General features: G+C 47.8%; 1 protein-coding gene. It reads left to right on the forward strand.

All coding sequences use genetic code 11. The annotated features are described in order from the left end of the window. Positions 1 to 705 (forward strand): FtsK/SpoIIIE domain-containing protein (locus CVN76_RS06450; RefSeq protein WP_269800026.1); only part of this gene is annotated, 705 nt, incomplete at both ends.

Below are 705 nucleotides of genomic sequence, written 5' to 3' on the forward strand. Positions count from 1 at the left end.
TAGATAACCAGATATGGAGTAATGCCCGCTTCAAGATTTCCCTAAAGGTACAGGATGCCAATGATAGTAAGGAAATCCTTAAAAATGGCGATGCCGCAAATATCACGGTCACGGGGCGGGGATATTTGCAGGTAGGCAATAACGAGGTGTACGAACTGTTTCAGTCAGCATGGAGCGGTGCCCCTTATTTGGAGGATACGGCGGGATTGGAGGACGAGGTGGCACTGGTCACCGACCTTGGCCTAGTTCAAATCTCGAGTGTTTCGGAACAGGCTGCTAGTCGAAGGAAAGAAAAAATCAGTGAAATCGAAGCCGTTGCCGATCATATCGTGGCGACACAAGCAGAAATGAAGATCGAGAAGCTGGCAAGCCCATGGCTTCCGCCCCTTAAAGCTCGCCTATCGAGAAGCGGTGAAAGCAGCCTGACGAGCAATCAAATCCATCTCGGAATGAAGGATGAACCGGAATTGCAAAGCCAGACAAATTACATCTATAACTGGATGGAGGATGGAAATATCGGGATATTCGGTTCTTCCGGATACGGTAAATCAACTACGGCTTTGACCCTGCTCTTTAGCTTTGCAGATCAATTCTCTCCTGAAGAACTGCATTATTACTTGTTCGATTTTGGCAATAGCGCATTACTTCCATTGCGCCAGCTGCCCCATACAGGGGACTACTTCCGATTCGATGAGCTTAGGAAAA

This window comes from Bacillus sp. mrc49, from assembly GCF_002803435.1.